The following is a 17,150-nucleotide window of genomic DNA, read 5'->3' on the forward strand; positions in this document are numbered from 1 at the left end:
AGGTTTTAAATGAGATTAGCTCTCAAGTTAAAGATTTTTTTAGTTATTCTGCTTACCCTTTTGGCAGGAATTCTTCTTTTGCCGACCTTTGTGCCTGATCTTCCAGGCTGGTTTACCAAATACATTTATCGCGGACAATTAAAGCTTGGCTTAGATCTCAAGGGTGGAGTTCATTTAGTTTTAAAACCAGATTTGGAAAAGGCTTTACAAAACCAGTTTGAAAATTATCTGCATGATATTAAACAGACCATAGAGAGAAAGGGAATAACCTATGAACTTCAATATGGAAGGCTTATGGCAACCCTTAAACTTCAGAAGGCTGAAGACCTTGAACTTTTAAAAAGGGAGATTCTTCCAGGTATTAAGGAGATATACCTTGAGAGTGAAAAGCGAGAAGGGTCGGTTTATGTAGCAAACATAGCCCTTTCTGCAGAAAGAGAAAAGTTTGTAAAAGAAAATCTTGTGAACCAGCTCCTTGAGGTCTTGCGCAATCGTATTGATCAGTTTGGGGTTGCTGAGCCTATTATAACTAAACAGGGAACAGATAAGGTGGTTATCCAGCTTCCCGGGGTTAAGGATCCTGAAAGGGCCATGCGAATAATTGGGCAAACAGCCCAGCTTGAGTTTAAACTTGTAGATGATGAAGCTATGAAAAGAATTGATTTAAATACTCTTATCTCAACTTTTACTCAAGAGGGACGGATAAAGGATATCAATAATCTTGAAGAGTGGAGAACCCTTTTAAGACCTTATCTACCTCCGGATACAGAATTTTATTTTGAAGTGCAAAAAGACAGGGAAAGTGGGAATCTTCTCAGGATCCCTATTCTTCTTAAGAGAGAGACCCTTCTTACAGGAGATTATCTAAAGGATGCACAGGTGCGGATTGACCCAAACTTTAATGAGCCCTATGTGTGGATTCAGTTTAATGATAGAGGGGCCAAGATCTTTGAGGCTATAACCTCAACTCATGTGGGGAAAAGGCTTGCTATAGTTCTTGACGATGTGGTAAGATCCGCACCAGTTATAAAGGAAAAGATTGCCGGGGGGGAGGCCCAGATTACAGGCTCCTTCACCATGGAGGAGGCTAAAGATCTTTCTGTTGTGCTTAGAGCGGGTGCCCTTCCTGCTCCAGTAAAGATTCTTCAAAATATAACTATTGGGCCTTCGCTTGGAAAGGATTCTATTGAAAAGGGTATTAAAGCAGGCTTGATAGGAGCAGGTCTTGTTATACTTTTTGCCATTATTTATTACAAACTTTCTGGTTTTATAGCAGTTATAGCTCTTCTTTTAAATATTTATTACTTATTGGCTCTACTTTCAGCCTTTCAAGCCACTCTTACTCTTCCTGGTATTGCAGGTATCATTTTAAGTATTGGTATGGGAATAGATTCCAATGTTCTTATCTTTGAAAGAATCAGGGAAGAGCTTCGCTTGGGCAGGACTTCTTATTCAGCAGTCTTTCAAGGTTATTCTAAGGCTTTTTGGACTATATTTGATGCCCATATTACTGTCCTTCTCACTTCTCTTATCCTCTTTTTCTTTGGAACAGGGCCTATTCGAGGCTTTGCAGTAACCCTCTCAATTTCAATTTTAGTCAATCTTTTTACAGCTATTTTTGTTACCAAAATCTTTTACGAGATCCTCTATGAAAAAGGTAGGGATCTGAAGATCTCCTTTTTAAGACTGCTTGAAAAGCCAAACTTTAATTTTATGTGCTATAAAAAATTATTTGCCATTTTTTCTATAATCTTAACACTGCTCGGGTTAACAGGCTTTGTGATGAGCCTTATGGGTAAGGCTAACTTGGGTATAGACTTTACAGGAGGAACTATTCTCTATCTCAAAACAAATAAGACCCCTGATCTGGATAAGGTGCGTTCAATTTTGAAGGATTCAGGTTTTCCTGATGTGACCCTGCAAGATGTTAAAGGCGAAAATCTGCTGCTGTTAAAGATGAAAAGCGGAAAAGAGAGTCTTACCGAGGAGGTCAATCGCCTTCTTCAGACTCTGAGTTTAAAGATTTCAGATTATAAGTTTCAGGTCCTTGCTAAGGAAGAGATAGGAGGTGTTATTAGTCAAGAATTACAAAAAAAAGCTCTTTTAGCTATTCTTGGGGCTGTAGGAGGGATAATTTTATATCTTAGCTTCAGGTTTAATTTTTATTTTGGAGTGGCAGCAGGGCTTGCTACCTTTCATGATGTAATTGCAGTCTTTGCTATCTTTTATCTCCTTGGTCTTGAAATAAATCTCCTTTTTATAACTGCTCTTTTAACCATTGCGGGATATTCTCTAACTGATACGGTGGTTATTTTTGATCGAATTAGAGAGGTTATATTGAGGGGGGAGGGGGAGTCTGACTTTGATACCTTAATAAATAAAAGTTTAAATGAGGTGTTCTCAAGAACTATTATTACAACTTTGACCACTCTTTTTGGATCCTTAGCTCTTCTTCTTTTTGGAGGCATAGTGATTAGAGATTTTGCTCTTGCTCTTACCCTTGGATTTATTGTAGGGACCTATAGTTCAATCTTTATTGCCTCTCCATTACTTAAGCTCTTTCACAAGGGGAAGATACCTGAACTTAAAAGTAAGGAAGAACTTTTATAGAGCTAAGGAGTCTCCAGCTTTTAATCTTTGTCCAAGGGCAAATTCGTAGGCAGAGATTCTCTTTTTTCCTTCAAGTTGGACTTCCTCAAGTAAAATTGCTCCTTGAGAGGTTGCTACAAGGATCCCCTCGGGACTGATTTTAAGGATTTTTCCCGAGGGTTTGTCCTCTGTTAAAGGATAGCTCTTAGCTGAATGCACCTTTAATATCTTTCCATGATAATGGGTATAGAGCCCTGGCCAGGGAGAAAAAGCCTTTAGTTTTCTTAGAATCCTTTCCGCAGGCTCTTCAAAGGTAAAAAAGCCATCTTCTTTTTTAATCAAAGGGGCATAACTTATCCCCTCATCAGGTTGGGGAGTTGGTTTTAAGTCTCCTTTTTTCCATAAAGAGAGGGCCTCTCTCAGAGCTATAACAGAAAGAGCACTTAAGTTTTTAAGAAGAGTAAGGGATGTATCTTCTGCAGAGATTTCCAGAGATTTTTGTAACAAAATTGGGCCTGTATCCATGCCTTCATCCATGAGCATGATGGTAACTCCGGTTTCCTTTTCCCCGTTGAATATGGCCCATTGCACAGGAGAAGCCCCGCGGTATTTAGGTAAGAGAGAAAGGTGAATGTTCCAGCATCCCTCAGGGGGAATTTCCAGAACCTCCCTTGGTAAGATTTTTCCATAGGCAAAGACTACAATTAACTCAGGAGAAAGACTTTGAATGGCTTTGAGAAACTCAGGGTCTTTAAGCTTTACAGGTTCAAAGACCTTAAGCCCATGGGATAAAGCCCATTTTTTAACCGGGGAGGGGGCCTTTTCTAACCCCCTTCCTTTCGGCTTATCCGGTTGGGTAACCACCCCCAAAAGATCTTCACCTGTATAGAGAAACTCAAGAACAGGTAAGACAAATTCAGGGGTTCCAAAAAAAAGGCATTTATACCTTTTCATCAATGCACCATGGCCTTACGAAATTCAAAATCCATAGTCTCATTTAAGTCAACTATAATTTTATCTCCTTCCTCAAAAATACCCTCTAAAATCTTCATTGCCAAGGGGTTTTCAATGTATTTTTGGATAGCCCTTTTTAGAGGTCTTGCACCAAAAACTGGATCAAATCCCACCTGAGATAACCTCTCTTTAGCCCGCTCAGAAAGTTCAATGGAAAGCCCTTTTTCAGCTAAACGGTAATTGAGATATCTTATTTGGATATCCACAATTCTTATAATGTCCTCCTGTGTAAGATTATTGAAAATAATGATTTCATCAATGCGGTTCAAGAATTCCGGTCTAAAGGTTCCTTTAAGGAGCTCGTGAATTCTATTTTCTATCTCTCGGCGATCAAGAAAGCTCTCTTGAAAGTAATGGCTTCCCACATTGGAGGTCATAATTATGATAGTATTTCTGAAGTCAACGGTTCTGCCTTTGCCATCGGTTAATCTTCCGTCATCAAGGACTTGAAGGAGAACATTAAAGACATCGGGATGGGCCTTTTCAATCTCATCAAAAAGAATTACTGAGTAAGGCCTTCTTCTCACAGCCTCTGTTAGCTGACCTCCCTCTTCATAACCTACATATCCAGGAGGGGCACCAATCAAACGAGCAACAGAATGTTTTTCCATATATTCACTCATATCAATTCGGATCATAGCCTGCTCTGTGTCAAACATAAATTCAGCTAAAGCCTTGGCAAGCTCGGTTTTACCCACACCTGTTGGTCCAATGAAAAGAAAGGAACCTATGGGGCGATTGGGGTCTTTGAGCCCTGCCCTTGCCCTTCTTAGGGCATTGGAAACTGAGGAAATAGCCTGATCTTGACCAACCACTCGTTCTTTAAGGCGTTCTTCAATTCTCAAAAGCTTTTCTCTTTCACTTTCAAGGAGTCGCTTAACAGGGATTCCTGTCCATTTGGCAATGATTTCAGCAATATCCTCTTCGTCTACCTCTTCTTTGAGAAAACTTTTGCCCTCCTTTTGTATTTCCGCTAATTTTTGATTTTCTCCATCAAGCTCCTTTTGAAGTTGAGGGATTTGTCCATAAATAATTTCAGCTACTCTATTAAGATCTCCCTGGCGTTCTGCCTGCTGGGCCTCAATCTTTAATTGATCAATTTTTTCTTTGAGTTTGCGAATACTCTGGATAATTTCCTTTTCTTTCAACCACTGAGCCTTAAGCTCCTCAGCCTCTTTTCTCAATTCCTCTAATTGTTCAAGGATCCTCTGATATCTCTCCTTGGCCTTGGGATCTGTCTCTTTTTCCAGAGCCACCTTTTCAATCTCAAGTTGTTTGATTTTTCTCTCAATTTCATCAATAACTGTGGGCATGGAATCAATCTCAATTCTTAACTTGGCAGCTGCTTCGTCAATAAGGTCTATGGCCTTATCAGGAAGATATCTATCGGTAATATAACGATGAGAAAGCATAACTGCTGAGACAATGGCATTATCTGTTATACGGACACCGTGGTGGACTTCATATTTCTCTTTAAGCCCTCTCAATATGGCAATGGCTTGTTCTGGAGTGGGTTCTTCAACTTGCACAGGCTGGAATCGTCTCTCAAGGGCAGGGTCCTTTTCAATATACTTTCTATATTCTTCAATGGTGGTTGCCCCTATACAGCGAAGTTCACCCCTTGCCAGAGCAGGTTTTAGCATATTAGCCGCATCCATGGCTCCCTCAGCTGCTCCAGCTCCAACAATGGTATGGATCTCATCTATAAAGAGAATAATCTCCCCCTCGCTTGCCTGGACCTCCCGGATAACTCCTTTGAGTCTCTCCTCAAACTCGCCTCTAAATTTAGTGCCTGCAAGGAGAGTAGCCAGATCAAGTTGAACTATCCTTTTATTTTTGAGGACCTCAGGTACATCTCCTGCAACAATTCTCTGGGCAAGACCTTCAACAATAGCGGTTTTTCCAACTCCAGGTTCTCCAACTAAAACAGGATTATTTTTGGTTCTCCGACTGAGGATGTGCATGACCCTTCTGATTTCCTCATCTCTACCAATGACAGGGTCAAGCTTTCCGCTTCTGGCAAGGGCGGTTAGATCTCTGCCGAATTTTTCTAAGGCTTGATACTGCTCTTCAGGATTTTGATCCGTTATGCGTCTTCCCTTCCGAATTTGGTTTATAACTTCTTTAGTTGAGCTAAGGGTTACCCCTCTTTTTCTTAAGAGTTCTCCAGCCCGAGAGGGGCTGTCAAGAATACTAAGAAAGAGATGCTCTGTGGAGATAAATTCATCTCTCATTTCCTTGGCTAAGGCCTCTGCCCGATCAAGCACCTGTTTAGCAGGCATGGAAAGATAGAGCTGATAAGCCCCTCCTGAAATTTTGGGAAATCTCTCTATTATCTCGTCAAGTTCAGTTGAGATAATCTTTGAGTTTACCCCAACCCTATCAAGAATTATAGGGATAATGCCTCCCTCCTGTTCAACCAGGGCCTTTAAGATATGCTCTGGCTCAAGTTGAGTGTGATTGTGAGATTCGGCAATCTTTTGAGCGCTCTGTAGAGCCTCTTGAGCTTTAAAGGTAAACTTTTCAAGCTTCATCTTTGCCTCCCGGTAAGGTTTTATATTTTTTTAAAAAATTTAAGTTCTATGATATACATTTCAAGGTGCATAAAAAAATAAAAGGGGACTTGAAATCAAAAAGAGGATGTTTATTATAAAAATAAAAAGGAACAAAAATTAAAAGGAGGTGAGGTGATATGGCAGAACTAACTATTTGGCGTCCATTTCAAGACTTAAAAAAGGAAATGGATCGTCTATGGCAGGAATTTTTTGGTAAATCTTATTTACCAGAAAGATGGGAAGTAATTGAATGGGCACCAGCAGTAGATGTTTCAGAAACTGATGATGAGGTAATAGTAAAAGCTGATCTACCTGGTGTAAAACCAGAAGAGATTGAAATCAATCTTGTTGATAATGTTTTAACTATTAAAGGTGAAAAGAAAAGAGAGGCTGAGGAGAAAAAGGAAAACTATTACAGAGTAGAAAGATATTATGGAAGTTTTATGAGAGCAATTCAGCTTCCTTCTGAAGTTGATGTAGAAAAAGTAAAGGCTCAGTATAAGGATGGTGTATTGAAAGTAACTCTTCCTAAGAAGCCAGAGGCTAAGAAAAAACTCATTAAGGTTGAGGTCGAAAAGTAAAGTGATCAAAACCTAAAGGGGGGACCTCCCTGGTTTCCCCCCTTTGGGTTTTCAGAATTATTTTACCTTTCCCTTTTAAGATTTTTCCTATTTTATAAAGATCTTTTGTTTTTTTTCTTTCAAGGTCTTTTAGATTTTCTTGCGGAATAGTGAAAAGGAGGGCATAATCTTCTCCTCCTGAGAGGGCATCTTGTAAAGTTACCCCGTATCCCAGGGGAATTTTATCTTCATCAATTTCAGCTGAGACTTCTGAAGCTGTGCAAATTCTATAAAGATCAAGAAGCAAGCCATCGGAGATGTCTATGCAGGCATGAGCTATTTTCCTTATGGCCCTTCCCAATTCTATTTCAGGGGAAGGTCTTAAATGGGCCTTTTTCAAGTTAGCAGGCACTTCGGTCTGGGGATAGGTTTTTATATATCTCAAAAAGGCAGAGCTTTCTCCAAGGGGCTTTGAGACAAAAATGAGGTCTCCTGGCCTTGCTTTTGATCGCAAAAGGGGACTATCGGTCTCTCCTGTTAAGGCAAGATTAAGCATATAACAGGGACTTTTAACGGTGTCTCCACCAATAAGATAAGCAGAATACCTTTCAAGGGTTGATACAAGCCCTTCCATAAAGGGATCAATCCATTCTGGTTCAAGGGGCTTAGGGGAGCCAAGGGTAAGAAGGGCCCATCTGGGCTCTCCACCCATGGCAGCGATATCACTTAAGTTTGAAACCGCAAGTTTTATTCCTAAGGTATAAAAATCTGTATAGCTCAGGTCAAAGTGGACCCCTTCTATTAAGGCATCAGTGGTAAAAAGGAGGTATTTTCCTTCTTCAGCTTGAATTACCGCACAATCCTCATTAAAGGCTGAAACAACGGGAGGTTTTGTCCAGAGGTATTTTTTTAAATATTCAAGCCATTCCTTTTCAGTCATTAACTCAGGGCAATTAACTCGTATTCACTAAAGAAAAAGGGAATTTCCTTGGCAGCTGATTCCGGGCTATCAGAACCATGCACAGTATTCTTTTCTTTATCAATAGCAAAGAGTTTTCTTATCGTGCCCTCAGCAGCTTCTTTGGGGTCGGTTGCTCCCATGATTTCTCTAACTCTTTTTATTGCATTTTCTCCTTCCAGAACCAAGGCTACGATTGGCCCTGAAGACATATAATTAGTTAAGTCTTCATAAAAAGGTCTTTCTTTATGAACAATATAAAAGGCTTTAGCCTGATCCTTGGATAATCTTACCTTTTTTAAGGCAATTACTTTTAAACCCTTTTCTTCAAAGATGCTGATTACTTTTCCAATAAGATTTCTCTCCACACCATCAGGCTTAATCATAACAAGAGTTCTCTCAATCATCTTATCCCTCCTCCTTTGACAGGGTTAATTAATTTTTTGACAACTGAATTTTACCAATTTTTTTGATTTTTAAAAGAATCTGTATAAGCTCATATCATTTGAGACTCAAGAGGATTTTTTCTACTACCTCTCACCTTTTTCCCCCTTTTCCACCCTTCCTATTTCTTCTAAGGATATGAACCTATGCAAAGACGCAGTTCATTACAATCTTTAGTTTTAGTAAGGGGCAAAACAAAGTTATTTCAGGGCCTCTTCTTGAAAATTAATCAAGAAAAGGTAAATTTTTTCTTTATATTTTAAAATTTATTTGTGAAGGGGATAGGGATGCTTAGAGGAAGAATTATCAGGCAAAAATTTCTTGAATTTTTTAAGGAGCGAGGTCATGAGGTTGTGCCAAGTTCTCCCCTTATTCCCAAAGATGATCCAACCCTTCTTTTCACCAATGCGGGGATGGTTCAGTTTAAGAGGGTATTTTTGGGAGAGGAGGTAAGACCTTATAAAAGAGCTGTTTCCTGTCAGAAATGTATGCGGGCAGGGGGGAAGCACAATGATCTTGAAAATGTTGGATATACCGCAAGGCATCACACCTTTTTTGAGATGCTTGGGAATTTTTCCTTTGGAGATTATTTCAAAGAGGAGGCCATAGCCTTTGCCTGGGAATTTGTTACTCAGGAACTAAATCTTCCTAAGGAAAGACTTTATGCCACAGTTTTCAGAGAAGATGAGGAGGCAATCAAACTCTGGAAAAAGATAGCAGGGTTTTCGGAGGATAAAATTGTTCCTTTAGGAGAAAAAGATAACTTTTGGATGATGGGCGATACCGGGCCCTGTGGCCCTTGCTCAGAGCTCATTTTTGATCAGGGGGAGGCCTTCTCCTGTGGAAGCCCGGATTGTAAACCAGGCTGTAGTTGTGATCGCTATCTTGAGATCTGGAACTTAGTTTTTATGCAGTATGAGCGTTTTCCTGATGGCACATTAAAGCCCCTTCCCAAACCAAGTATTGATACAGGAATGGGCCTTGAAAGAATCACAGCAGTAGTTCAGGGGGTTCCCTCAAATTATGATACCGACCTTTTCGCAGGAATTATGCACGCCCTGGAAGAGCTTTCAGGAAGGCCCTTTAAAGAAAGTCAGGAAACAGAAGTAGCCTTTAGAGTCATTGCTGATCACCTAAGGGCCTCAGTTTTTTTAATCTCTGAGGGGATTTTACCCTCTAATGAAGGAAGGTCCTATGTGCTTAGAAGAATAATAAGAAGGGCAGAAAGATTTGGAAAACTTCTTGGTCTGAGAGAACCCTTTTTGTATAAAATTATTACCCCTGTAGTTGAGGAGTTTGGAGAGATTTATCCAGAGCTAAACAAAAATGTCACCGTGGTTGAAAAGGTTTTAAAGATTGAGGAAGAAAAGTTTCAGGAGACCTTAAACTTTGGATTAGAGCTTTTAGAAAAAGAGGTATCTAAGCTTTCTAAAGAGGGAGTTAAAATTATTCCAGGGGAACTTCTTTTTAAACTTTATGATACCTATGGTTTTCCCTATGATCTTGTGAGAGACTATGTTTTGCCTTTAGGATTTGACTTAGATGTTGCTGGATTTGAAAGCTTAAGAGAACAGGCAAGACAGGAGTCTCGAAAATCCTGGAAGGGGGCTTTAGAGAGAGTTCCTGAGGAGATTAAGAGCCTTCTCCAGGAGGGAGTGCAGACCTTCTTTGTGGGATACGAGAGTTTAACAGAAAAAGGTAAGATAATTGCCTTTACTGAGGACTTTTTAATCACTGATATAACCCCTTTTTATCCCGAGGGTGGTGGACAGATAGCTGATAGAGGATTGATTCTTGGGAATAAAGGCAAGGCGAAGATTATTGATGTTCAAAAGGTAGGGGAGGTCATTTATCATAGGGTCAAGATTTTAGAAGGGACATTAGAGATAGGTGAAGAGGTGGAATTAAGAGTTGATGCTGAGAGGAGGGCTCATATTGCCCGTCATCATACAGCTACCCATCTTCTTCATGCTGCCTTGAGAAAGGTTCTTGGCCCTCATGTTCGTCAGTCAGGATCCTTGGTTGAGGATTCAAGGCTGCGTTTTGATTTTTCGCACTTTCAGGCTCTGACCCAGGATGAACTTAACCAGGTTGAAAACTTTGTCAATCAATGGGTTTTACAGAATTATCCCTTAGAGATTTATTTAGTGAAGAAAGAGGAGGCTGAAAAACTGGGAGCTCTGGCTTTTTTTGAAGAAAAGTATGGAGATCTTGTAAGGGTTATAAAAATAAACGATATTTCCTGTGAACTTTGTGGAGGCACCCATGTTAAAGCTACTGGTGAGATAGGGCTTTTTAAGATAATCTCTGAAAGCAGTGTGGCAAGTGGGGTGAGAAGGATTGAGGCTGTTGCTGGAATGAGGGCCTATGCCTTTGTAAAGGAGCTTGAAAATAGGCTTGAGAGAGTTTCAGAGATACTTAAAACAAGCTCTAAGGATTTAGAAAAAAGAGTTCAGGAGTTGCTTGAGGAAAATTCAAGGCTTCAACGGGAGATAAAAAGACTTAGATCAAAGGATATTAAAAGTGAGCTTTCTGCCAAACTTAAAGAGGTTAAAGAGGTTAAGGGGGTCAAGGTTCTTGTATCAGCCTTTGAGACAGAGAAAATGGATGAACTTAGAGAATTTGGTGATTTTTTTAAAAATGCCCTTTCCAGCGGGATTTTCTTCTTGATAGGAGAAAGGGAAGGGGATAAGCTTGCAGTATGTATGGTGACCAAAGACCTTTCTTCCAGAATTTCAGCTGGAGAGGTTTTTAGAAGGTTATCAGAGTCCTTAGGACTAAAGGGTGGGGGAAGGAATGAGCTTGCACAAGGAAGTTTTAGTAAAAAAGTATCTCTTGAGGAGATAAGAAAAAAAATAGAGGAGGTGATCCAGGCTTATGTCTGAAAAAATCAGGATTGATGTTTTTATGAATCTTACCTGCACCACAGAGCCTCAACTTCGGGAAAACCTTAAAAAGGCTCTTTCTCTTGAAGGTCTTACCGCAGAGGTAAGCTATAAGAGACTTTCTCCTGAGGAGGCTGAAAGGCTTGGGCTAAAGGGTTCTCCAACTGTGATAATTAATGGCAAAGAGCTCCAACCCCTTCCCCAGGGGGGATTTACCTGAAGACTTTTTATAGATGAGTCTGGGAGGCTCAGTCCGGTGCCAACGGTAACGATTTTGAGAAAACACTTAAGGGAAGCTACATCTTAAAAAAGCTTCTGGGACTTAAGGTCTCAAATTTATAGAGAGGTTCTTCCATTTGGGCTGTAACCTGGACTAAAAAATAATTATCTGGAGTCTTTTCTATATTTCGTTTAAGAGAAGGGCTAATCCAGTGAGAATCTTCAACAAGATTGTAAAAATAGGAATCAATCCCGAAAAATCCATCCAAAAGGTGTGCAATAAGATGAACAATTTTGCTTAGATAACCCTGAGGAAGGTTGAGGAGGTCTGAAAAATTTGTAAACCCTTCTTTTTTAAGGTCCTCTAAGTAGCCTTTAAGAACTTTCTGATTTTCAATAAGGCCCCTTTCAATTTCCAGCCAGAAGGTATCTGTATCTGCTCTAAAATGGGTTTTTTCAATAAAAAAAGAATCATATCGCACGAGCTCATATCTTTCTAAAAAGTGCTTAACCTTTTGAGAAGCTAAGAAAAAGTTTTCTGCCTGAACCAAAAAAAGGTGTCTTGATTCTTGTTTGGCCATTTTAATAAAAAAATAACCTAAATTTTTAAGTTTAAAATGGAATGTGAAATAGATTTCTAAAAAGTAAAAATTTTGCCCTTCTATGTAAGTTCACATCCTTACAAAAAAAAGAAGAGGGGTAATGATGAAAAGGTGAGAGGTGAGTAGCAGGAAAAATCCTATAGAGTCTCAAAAGATATGGGCGCATACATTTGCTTGACTACATAGAAAAATTTTTTATAATAAAGAAAAATTTAAACTCAGAATACCTAATTTGGAGGTTACCCATGTTCAAAACAATCAAAGGCAAGGTTCTTGGGAGTTTTATAATTGTCCTGATTATGGTTGCTCTTTTTATTTTTATCTTGCAGAGTATTAACACCTATCAACAATTTAAAAAGACTTTAATAATTGGTGCCGAAGGTATATTAATTCAGGGTGAAAATATAAGGAAAAATTTTGGTAATCTTCATGAAAAAGGTATTTTTATTCATAATATGGAAATGTTGAAACAAGGGGCTCTTAAGGCCAAGGCTGAAGGGAACGAAGCCAGATATAAAGAGATCATAAATGATTTTCTTAATATTGTTCCCGTTGTTCAGGCGATGAGGACAATTAAAATGGGAGAAAAGGAAGGAGGATACTTTTTCAAAACTCCCAAGGAAAATCCCAGAAATCCCGCTAATACTCCTGATGAAGTAGAAAAAGAGATCCTTAAAAAATATAAAGAGGGAACTATAAAGGGAACCTATGTATTTGAAGGAAACTTTAGAGATCCTCAAAGTGGAAAAGAGAGAAAGGCTATAAGGATTTTTAGGCCTGTTATTCTCACAGAGGACTGTCTTATTTGTCATGGCGATCCTGCTAAATCATTTGAGCTCTGGGGAAATAAAGAGGGTAAAGACTTAACCGGTGGGCCTATGGAGGGTTGGAAGGCTGGAGAGATTCACGGAGCCTTTGAGATCATCTATTTTCTTGATTCCCACCTGAATAGACTTTATTTAGTTATTGGTTTGCTTGCCTTAGCCACTTTTACTATTATGCTTGTGGCCCTCTTCTTTGTCAGGAACTTTATGAAGAGAAACCTTGAAAAGCCTCTCAATGAGGTTATTTCAGTTACTGAAAAGATTGCTAAAGGAGATCTTTCTTTTGCTTTTACTTATGATAGAGAGGATGAATTAAAAAGACTGGTTACTTCCCTTGAAGATATGCGTCAGGGACTTATAAATTTAGTAAAGGGGCTTTTAAATTCCTTTACAGAACTTCTAAATACAACTGGCCTTATGAAAGAGAAATCCTTACAGCTTGATGAATCAGCTCTTAATCTCTCTCAGATCACAGAGATGGTGAATCAAAAAGTTGTGGATATTAATATGAAGCTAAATGAGGTTTCCCATTCCTTTGAACAGATGAATATTGCCATTCAGGAGATCACAAAGAATGTGCTTAAGACAACGGAGATGACCAAAGAGGCCAAAACAAGAACGGATCTTGCCCACGAAGTTGTTGAGAGATTGGCGGAGGATTCCAAGAAAATAGGTGAGATTGTTAACCTTATCAATAATATTGCAGAGGCAACCAATCTATTAGCTCTCAATGCAAGTATTGAGGCGGCACGGGCTGGGGAAGCAGGTAAGGGCTTTGCAGTTGTAGCTAATGAGGTTAAAGAACTTGCTAAACAAACCCAGTCTGCAACCAAAGATATTGAAAACATGATTGCTGAAGTTCAGGAAAATATTAAAAATTCTATTGCCTCTATTGATTCCATTCGGGAAATGGTTAATCAGATAAACGATGCAGCCAATGTTATAGCCAGCGCTGCTGAAGAGCAGACTATAACCATGGGTGAGGTAAATACTTATTTACAAGATACTGCCCTTTATACCTCTGAAATTGGAAGTTCCATGGAAGAGCTAATTAAATCTGTGGAGGCCTTAAGAACAATCTCCTCTCTTAATCTTGAGACTGCTGAAAAATTGAAAGAACTTGCAGATACTTTAAGAGGAATCTCTGAGATGTTTAAACTATAAATAGGTGCAGGTTATGGTTTTAGTTAAAAAAGACCGAGTTACACGGGAAACAAACATTTCTATTACTCTTGATTTGTATGGGGAATATCTTGAAAAAAGTAAAATTACAACTGGTATAGGTTTTCTTGATCACATGCTTGAGCTTTTTAGTTTCCACTCTGGAGTTAACCTTGAACTTTTCGCAGAAGGTGACCTTGAGGTTGATTTTCATCATACCGTTGAGGACATTGCTATCCTTTTTGGGCAGGCTTTTGAAGAAGCCTTAGGTGATAGAAAGGGGATGGCAAGGTATGGTGAGGCAACAATCCCTATGGAAGAGGCCCTTTCTCAGGCTGTGCTTGATCTTGCAAGACGCCCTTTTCTTCATTACGAGGTTAATTTTCCCGTAGAGAAAATAGGAAACTTTGATACAGAGTTAATTGAGGAATTTTTTAGGGCCTTAGTGTTTAATGGGCTCTTTACTTTACATCTGCGAAATTTTTATGGTAAAAATGCGCATCATATTGCGGAGAGCCTTTTCAAAGCCTTTGCTCATGCCCTTAGAAAGGCAATCACTATAACTGAAGAGGATGTTCTCTCCACCAAAGGGCTTCTCTAATTGAGAAACATTTTGGGAATTTCATAATATTTTCTGCTTCTTTTGATAAATTCTATCCAGCTCTGGGGAATGAAACGGACTAATACTTTGGTTGTAGTGTTAACAACTGGATAAGTTAGAGCCCGATCTAAGGATTCACGGGCTGGAGGAAAGGGAATAACAATGAGAAAATAGAGGAAGGTTGTAAAAAGGGCTCCTTTAATGAAACCAAAAAGGGCCCCAAGAATTCTGTCTCCAAGGCTAATATGCATGGTTTTTAACGCAAGGACAATCACAAAACCCAAAAGTAGAAAAGTAATATAGATAAGTAGAAAGGCAAGAAGAAAGCTTATCAGAAGCTGACCCTTAGGATGATTAATAAAATGAGCTATGTAAGGTTTAAGTTTAAGGGATAACCAACCAGAATAGAGGAAAGCAACAAGCATGCCCACTAAGGAAAAAAAGTTTTTGATAAAACCTGATAAAAGACCCCTTATGACAAAATAGGCTATAAAGCCAAGAGCCAGAAAGTCAAACCAGATCATTCAACAAACCAAAAGGTCTCCTCTTTGGTGTCCTTAAGCTGGATACCAAGTTTTTGAAGCTCTGTGCGTATGGAGTCAGCTAAGGCAAAGTTTTTTTCCAGACGGGCCTCAAATCTTTTCTGTATTAACTCCTCTACCTCATTTAAGGTTTTTCCCTTGGCTTTGAGTTTCCTCTCTTTTTCAGAGAAAAAAAATGCCTCAGGGTCAGTTTTGGCAATTCCAAGGAGTCCTCCAGAAAGTTCTTGAATCTCCTTTAAGGCCTCTTTTAAGAGGGTTACTTCTTCGGTTGTTAAATCTTTAAAACGGTTAATAAAATTATAGAGTTCTCCTTCTAAGGCAAAAAGGTGTCCTAAGGCTAAGGCAGTATTCAAGTCTTCAAGAAGAGCCTGCACAAAGGTCTCCTTAAATTTAGACAGGGCCTCTTTTAGACTCTTTGAACGAGGAAGAAGGCCTCCCTCCTTCTTAGGAGTAGCCTTATTTATCCAATAGAGGGTTTCATAAAGTCTATACATAGCTTTTTCTGTTTCCTGAATATTCTTTTCTGAATAGTCAAGAGGTGACCGGTAATGTTTAGACAGTAGAAAGGCCCGGATAACTTCAGGATGATATTTTTCAAGGAGATAAGCTGTGGTAACAAAATTTCCCAGACTTTTAGACATCTTTTCGCCTTCAACAGTAATAAGTCCGTGGTGAATAAAGTAACGCACAAAGGTCTTGCCTGTTGCACCCTCACTCTGGGCAATTTCGTTTTCATGATGGGGGAAAATGAGGTCAAGCCCCCCTCCGTGAATATCAATGGTTTCACCCAGATACTTTAAACTCATGGCTGAGCACTCAATGTGCCAGCCAGGCCGACCAAATCCCCAAGGGCTTTCCCAGAAAGGCTCTCCAGGTTTGGCTGACTTCCAGAGGGCAAAGTCCAGTGGATTTCTCTTTTTTTCTGAGGGATCAATTCTTACCCCGGAGAGAAGTTCTTCCAATTTTCTGCCTGAAAGTTTCCCATAGCCTTTAAATTTCTCTACAGCAAAATAGACATCACCTTCACTTACATAGGCTAAACCACCATTTATGAGTTTTTCAATAAGACTTATAATTTCATGGATATGCTCACTTGCCTTGGGTTCAAAAGTTGGCTTTAAGACCCCGAGTTTTTCCATCTCCTCCTGATATTCCTGAGTATATCTTTCTGTAATATCTTTCCAGAAAAGACCTTCACGATTTGCCCTATTTATGATTTTATCATCAATATCTGTTATGTTTCTTACATAAAGGACCTCATAGCAGAGCCATCTCAGGATACGAAAGAGCACATCAAAGATAATGGCAGAGCGCGCATGGCCAAGATGTGAGGAGTCATAAGCAGTAATTCCACAGACATACATGGTAACTCTTGGAGGATTTAGAGGTTCAAAGTCTTCAATCTTTCGTGACAGGGTATTGTAAATACGCAGTTTCATGAGGAAAGAAGATTACCAAAGGATTGGTAACTTGCCCTTTTAAGAACTGAAGATTCCCAGTTAAAGACCGGAATTCTCTTGGCTTCAAATTCTAATACTTTTGGGTCTTCAGGGAGAAAGGCAAGTAGTTTTAACGAGTGTTTTTCAGAGATTTCATAAGCAAATTTTTTAAGTTCCTCGGGGAGATTTTCAGGACACCGGTTAACAACCATCCAGAGGTTACCTACCTGAATTTGCAGACTTCTTAAGAGATCTGCAATCCTTCCTACGGTCATAATACCCCTGTGAGAGGCATCAGATACAATAATCAGGTGTTCCATCTCAAGGAGATTTAATCTTGAAAGGTGTTCCATGCCAGCTTCATTGTCAATGACAAGATAATTATAGGAGCGCATGAGTTTTTCAATGGCTTGAGAAAGGAAGGAATGGGCTGCACAATAGCAACCAGGTCCTTCCGGTTGCCCCATCACAATGAGATCATAGCCCTGACCCTCAATGACTGCCTGATGGAGCCTCATCTCAACATAGTCATATCTTGCCATACTATCGGGAACACTTTTTCTTAACTCCTCTTTAATTTCTCCCAGAGTAATCTCTACCTCTTCTCCCAGAAGTTCGTTTAAATTGGCATTTGGGTCAGCATCTACCGCTAATATGGGCTTTAGATTATGATCAAGAAGGTAATTTACAAGTAAGGCAGAAAGGGTGCTTTTTCCTGTTCCGCCCTTTCCTGCAAAAGAAATCCTAACAGGCATTC

14 protein-coding genes are annotated in these 17,150 nt (G+C 39.5%); 6 read left to right on the forward strand and 8 right to left on the reverse strand.

Annotated elements, in window-relative coordinates:
* The first annotated feature begins 9 nt into the window (after positions 1-9).
* Entirely contained in the window at positions 10-2,610 is a 2,601-nt protein-coding gene (locus THC_RS07865; RefSeq protein WP_068515784.1) for a protein translocase subunit SecDF, read from the forward strand.
* Here THC_RS07865 and fmt read toward each other — a convergent pair.
* Positions 2,605-3,543 (reverse strand): methionyl-tRNA formyltransferase, encoded by a 939-nt coding sequence (gene fmt, locus THC_RS07870; RefSeq protein ID WP_068515787.1) that lies wholly within the window; start codon positions 3,541-3,543, stop codon positions 2,605-2,607. The two genes, THC_RS07865 and fmt, sit on opposite strands and share 6 nt — an antisense overlap.
* Positions 3,543-6,137 carry an ATP-dependent chaperone ClpB gene (gene clpB, locus THC_RS07875; protein WP_068515792.1) on the reverse strand — a complete coding sequence of 865 codons (2,595 nt, stop codon included), beginning with the start codon at positions 6,135-6,137 and terminating at the stop codon, positions 3,543-3,545. The genes fmt and clpB overlap by 1 nt, the downstream gene beginning before the upstream one ends.
* Positions 6,138-6,295: 158 nt before the next feature.
* Between clpB and THC_RS07880 the strand changes: the two genes are divergently transcribed.
* Positions 6,296-6,739, forward strand: a complete 444-nt coding sequence (locus THC_RS07880; protein ID WP_068515796.1) for an Hsp20/alpha crystallin family protein — start codon at positions 6,296-6,298, stop codon at positions 6,737-6,739.
* Here the strand turns inward: THC_RS07880 and thiL are convergent.
* Both thiL and ndk read right to left on the reverse strand, forming a co-directional pair.
* On the reverse strand, positions 6,717-7,658 hold the full coding sequence (gene thiL, locus THC_RS07885; RefSeq protein ID WP_068515800.1) for a thiamine-phosphate kinase: 942 nt from the start codon (positions 7,656-7,658) through the stop codon (positions 6,717-6,719). The genes THC_RS07880 and thiL overlap by 23 nt on opposite strands.
* Positions 7,658-8,080, reverse strand: a complete 423-nt coding sequence (ndk, locus tag THC_RS07890) for a nucleoside-diphosphate kinase (RefSeq protein WP_068516747.1) — start codon at positions 8,078-8,080, stop codon at positions 7,658-7,660. Before ndk ends, thiL begins: the two co-directional genes overlap by 1 nt.
* 327 nt (positions 8,081-8,407) lie before the next feature.
* Between ndk and alaS the strand changes: the two genes are divergently transcribed.
* Both alaS and THC_RS07900 read left to right on the forward strand, forming a co-directional pair.
* The gene (gene alaS / locus THC_RS07895) at positions 8,408-11,005 is read left to right on the forward strand and encodes an alanine--tRNA ligase (RefSeq protein ID WP_068515803.1); all 2,598 of its coding nucleotides are present in this window, start codon (positions 8,408-8,410) and stop codon (positions 11,003-11,005) included.
* Positions 10,998-11,225 carry a thioredoxin family protein gene (locus THC_RS07900; protein ID WP_068515806.1) on the forward strand — a complete coding sequence of 76 codons (228 nt, stop codon included), beginning with the start codon at positions 10,998-11,000 and terminating at the stop codon, positions 11,223-11,225. The genes alaS and THC_RS07900 overlap by 8 nt, the downstream gene beginning before the upstream one ends.
* 76 nt (positions 11,226-11,301) lie before the next feature.
* On the opposite strand, the gene THC_RS07905 is transcribed toward THC_RS07900, so the two are convergent.
* Positions 11,302-11,805, reverse strand: a complete 504-nt coding sequence (locus THC_RS07905; RefSeq protein WP_068515809.1) for a hypothetical protein — start codon at positions 11,803-11,805, stop codon at positions 11,302-11,304.
* A 266-nt stretch (positions 11,806-12,071) separates the two neighbouring features.
* On the opposite strand from THC_RS07905, the gene THC_RS07910 reads away from it, so the two are divergent.
* On the forward strand, positions 12,072-13,814 hold the full coding sequence (locus THC_RS07910; protein ID WP_068515814.1) for a methyl-accepting chemotaxis protein: 1,743 nt from the start codon (positions 12,072-12,074) through the stop codon (positions 13,812-13,814).
* Positions 13,815-13,827: 13 nt separating this feature from the next.
* The gene (hisB, locus tag THC_RS07915; protein ID WP_068516749.1) at positions 13,828-14,412 is read left to right on the forward strand and encodes an imidazoleglycerol-phosphate dehydratase HisB; all 585 of its coding nucleotides are present in this window, start codon (positions 13,828-13,830) and stop codon (positions 14,410-14,412) included.
* Here hisB and THC_RS07920 read toward each other — a convergent pair.
* The 3 genes from THC_RS07920 to THC_RS07930 are packed head-to-tail and all read right to left on the reverse strand — an operon-like array spanning position 14,409 to position 17,148.
* Positions 14,409-14,936, reverse strand: coding sequence for a CvpA family protein (locus THC_RS07920; RefSeq protein WP_068515817.1), 528 nt, complete (start codon positions 14,934-14,936; stop codon positions 14,409-14,411). The two genes, hisB and THC_RS07920, sit on opposite strands and share 4 nt — an antisense overlap.
* Positions 14,933-16,393, reverse strand: coding sequence for a cysteine--tRNA ligase (gene cysS / locus THC_RS07925; protein ID WP_068515821.1), 1,461 nt, complete (start codon positions 16,391-16,393; stop codon positions 14,933-14,935). Before cysS ends, THC_RS07920 begins: the two co-directional genes overlap by 4 nt.
* Positions 16,390-17,148, reverse strand: a complete 759-nt coding sequence (locus THC_RS07930; protein WP_068515825.1) for an ATP-binding protein — start codon at positions 17,146-17,148, stop codon at positions 16,390-16,392. The genes cysS and THC_RS07930 overlap by 4 nt, the downstream gene beginning before the upstream one ends.
* Between the last annotated feature and the right edge of the window lie 2 nt (positions 17,149-17,150).

Origin of the sequence: Caldimicrobium thiodismutans, from assembly GCF_001548275.1 — a bacterium.
Lineage (GTDB): Bacteria > Desulfobacterota > Thermodesulfobacteria > Thermodesulfobacteriales > Thermodesulfobacteriaceae > Caldimicrobium > Caldimicrobium thiodismutans.